Origin of the sequence: Actinomadura sp. 7K534, assembly GCF_004348575.1 — a bacterium.
Lineage (GTDB): Bacteria > Actinomycetota > Actinomycetes > Streptosporangiales > Streptosporangiaceae > Spirillospora > Spirillospora livida.
This window is the reverse complement of sequence record NZ_SMKB01000400.1, coordinates 1-3,640: the sequence shown is the minus strand read 5'-3', so window position 1 is coordinate 3,640 and position 3,640 is coordinate 1. Positions and strand designations below refer to the sequence as shown.

The 3,640-nt window shown below is 75.6% G+C and carries 1 protein-coding gene and 1 pseudogene; one reads left to right on the top strand and one right to left on the bottom strand.

Translation table 11 applies throughout. From position 1 onward, the window contains the following. Positions 1 to 2,534 (top strand): annotated as a pseudogene (locus E1266_RS38585) (hypothetical protein); the annotation flags it as partial. On the opposite strand, the gene E1266_RS36260 reads toward E1266_RS38585, so the two are convergent. Continuing rightward, on the bottom strand, positions 2,510 to 3,574 hold the full coding sequence (locus E1266_RS36260) for a glycosyltransferase (RefSeq protein WP_243719328.1): 1,065 nt from the start codon (positions 3,572 to 3,574) through the stop codon (positions 2,510 to 2,512). The pseudogene E1266_RS38585 and the gene E1266_RS36260 overlap by 25 nt on opposite strands. Positions 3,575 to 3,640: the final 66 nt, after the last annotated feature.

Genomic DNA, 3,640 nt, shown 5'->3' with positions numbered 1-3,640 from the left:
CCCACGCTCCCTTCCCGTACGCGCAGGAGATCCCGGGCACGCCCGCGGCACCGGCCCACGAGCCGTTCCCTTACGCGCAGGAGGTCCCGGGCGCCCCGAGCGGCCCCCCGGCCGCGGAGCCGTTCCCGTGGGCCCAGCAGGTGCCGGGGGCACCGCAGCAGAACCAGGGCGTCGCCGGCCCGCCCGCGCCGCCGCCGCCCGTCATCGACGAGCCGTGGCGCACCCCGCAGGGCAAGAAGCCGAAGGGCCCCCGCAGGAGCCTCAAGAAGCCGCTGCTCATCGGGGTCGCCGGCCTGGCGGTCGCCGCGCTGGTCGCGGCGGGCGTCGTCGTCGTGCCGGGCCTCCTCGAAGGCGACGGCGAGAAGAAGACCGGCGCGGAACTGGCCGGCTCGGTCTTCCCGGTGAGCGGCACGGCCCGCACCGACGGCCGCGACCAGGAGATCGCGGGCGTCGCCGCCGTCGGCTCGACGGTCGTCGCGGTCGGCGGCGAGACGGACCCGCAGAACGCCCGCGGGGTGTTCCTGGTGTCCAACGACGGCGGCCGCACGTTCGAGTCCGTCCCGCCGCAGGGCACCGACGGCGGCGCCGCGGCGCCCGGCGGGATCCCCGAGGCGGTCGGCGGCTCGTCCCGCGGCTGGGTCGCGATCGGCTCCCGGACGGGCGGCGGCGCCGTCTGGCTGAGCGAGGACGGGCGCGAGTGGCGCAGGCAGCCCGACGCCGTCGGCGACGTGTTCGGCCTGAACAACCGCGTGCAGCGGATCGTCGCCACCGGCAACGGGTACCTGGCCATCGGCGAGAACTCCCCGAAGGGCGACTTCAGCGACTCCCGGCCGGCGCTCTGGCTGTCCACCGACGGGCGGCGCTGGGAGCCGCGGGTCGCCGACCAGATCGGACTGCAGATCAGCGGCGGCGAGTTCGCCCTGGTGGAGGCCGCGAACAGCGGCAACGTAATCCTCCTGGAGGGCCTCGTCACGCCCGACGGGGGCAAGGACCCCTACCGCAGGGTCTGGCGCTCCGAGGACGGCGGCCGGACCTGGACGGGCTCCAACGTGCCGGTGCCCAAGGGCAGCCGCGGCCTGATGATCGGCGGCAGCGAGGCCGGTTTCCTGGCCGTGCGCGAGATGAAGTCGTCCGGCGACTTCTACGGCCAGGCGTACTTCTCCCGGGACGGCAGGACCTGGAGCAAGGCCGGGACGCTGAAGGCGGAGGGGTACAAGCACACCAGCCGCATCGTCGGCGACCGGCAGGGCTACGCGGCCATCGTCTTCCGGGACCGGGACGTGCTGGTGTCGCGCAGCGCGGACGGCGGGGCGTCCTGGAAGGACGCGGGCACCGCCGAGCTGAAGCCCGGCCTCAAGGTCATGGGCGCGGCGGTGGCCGGCGGCCAGGCGGTCCTCGCCGGGCACGAGCCCGGCGGCGGCGACACCGACGCCATGCTCGGCGTCTGGGACGCCGCGGGCACCGCGGTCCCGGTCGACCTCGCGAAGATCACCGGCGCCGTCCGGCCCGACCATTCGGTCACCTCCGTCGGCGCGACCGACGCCCTCGCCGTCGCCGTGGGCAGCGCGCGGGGCGACGCCGCGGCCTGGTCGTCGAAGGACGGGTCCGCGTGGACGCCCGCCCAGGGCCTCGGCGCCGCGTTCACGCGGCCGGGCCCGCAGCAGCTGACCGATGTCGCCGGGGGCGCCGCGGGCTGGCTCGCGGTGGGCTACGACCAGGCCGCCCCGCGCGGCCCGCTCGTCGTCACCTCGGAGGACGGCGCGACCTGGCAGACCGCCGACTCCGACGCCGCGTTCGCCGCCTCCAGGGAGGGCGTGCCCGTGACCAACGCCGCGGCCGCCGGGGACGCCGGATACGTGGTCGTCGGCATCCAGGGGACCTCGGTGGCCGCCTGGTTCTCCCCGGACCTGAAGAGCTGGGAGCGCGGCACCGGCACGGACCCGAAGATGATGAGGGGCGGGAAGAACGCCGGCCGCTGGATGCTGGACGTCACCGCCGGCCCGTCCGGTTTCACCGCCGTCGGCGGCAGCCGCGAGGCCAGGCGCAACCGGCCCTCGATCTGGACGTCGCCCGACGGCAAGCAGTGGACGCTGCAGGTGCTCCAGTTGCCCGCGGGCGTGAACGAGGCTCACTTCACCCACGTCGCCGCCCGCGGGAGCACGCTCGTCGCCACCGGCCTGGCGGCGACCCAGAAGGGCCTGGACTGGCTGGGCTACGTCTCCACGGACGCCGGCAAGTCGTGGCAGCCGCTCACGTCCCCCAGCGAGGGGACCCCCGTCAAGGTCACCGCGCTGACCGCGACGCCGGACGGCTTCGCCGCCACCGGCACGACCGGGGCCGCGGGCGGCACCGACGTCGTGTCGTGGACGTCCCCGGACGGCCTCGCCTGGAGCGCCTCCACGCCCGGCGGCACCGGTCTCGGCGGCGTCGGCGACCAGCAGATCACGGGGCTGGCGAGCTTCGGGAGCACGCTGCTGGGAGTCGGCCGCAGCGCCGACTCCAACGGCGATCAGCCCGTGCTGTGGTCGCGCTGATCCGGGACGGCCGCCTCGGCCGGCCCGGCGAGGCCCGGCTCCACCGGCTGGGGCGGCGCGGCGGGCGGTTCGCCCGGCGCCGCTGAGAGCGGGGCCGGCGAGGCGGGAGCCCGCTCCGGGCGGGCGTGCCGCGGGACGTAGCCCGGGGTGCGCGGCGCGGGCACGAAGGCGGCGTCCCGGTCCCGTTCGCGGTCGCGGGAGCGGTTGCGGCGGGCGCCGTACGGGGCGACGACCATCCGGTAGAAGGGCTTGCGGACGACGGTCGGGACGAGGCGGTAACCGCCCCGGACGACGACGTTGCGCACGTACTGGGGGCGCGTTATGAAGCCCTCGCCGAGCATCTCGCGCTGGAGCCGGAGCTCCGAGCGCAGCAGGTCGCGGCCGCCTCGCCGCTCGTACGCGCCGTCCCCCACCCGGTAGTACACGAGCGGCTCGGCGACGTTCACGATCCGGGCGCCGTTCGCGATCATCCGCGCGAACAGCCAGTAGTCCTCCATCAGCGGCAGGTCGCCGTAGCCGCCGACCGCGACGACGGCGCTGCGGCGGTAGACGACCGTGGGGTGGTTGAAGGGGTCGTGGAGGCGGGAGTAGCGGGCGATGTCGGCGGGGTCGCTCGGCGGGGTGCGCCGGCCGACGATGTCGGAGATGTCGGTGTCGAACTCCAGGAGGCCGGCGCCGACGAGGTCGGCTCCGGCGCGCACCAGCGGCACCTGGGTCTGGAAGCGGTGCGGCATGGCGACGTCGTCGGCGTCCATGCGGGCGACGATGTCGTACCGGGACGCGCGGAGGCCCGCGTCCAAAGCCGGGCCGAGGCCGCGGTTGTGCTCCAGCTGGACGAACGACACCTCGGCCGGGCTGCCGTCGACCAGTTCGCGCAGGCACGCGGCCATCTCGGGTTCGACGGGGCCGTCCTGGACCAGGACGACCTGGTCCGGGCGCAGGGTCTGCTCGTGCACCGCACTGCGGAAGGCGACCCTCACGTGCTCCGCTCGATCACCGCCGTAGACGGTCATGAGCAAGGTGAATGCTTCGGGCTGCATGCGTCCGTTCCGGGGGAGCGTGGGCGCCCGGTAGAGCCCTGTGCGGGGGCGGCTCCTTGGGGCAGG

Bases quoted from the DNA above. Each gene is read 5' to 3' on its own strand.
- E1266_RS36260 (WP_243719328.1), bottom strand. From the start codon at position 3,574: ATGCAGCCCGAAGCATTCACCTTGCTCATGACCGTCTACGGCGGTGAT.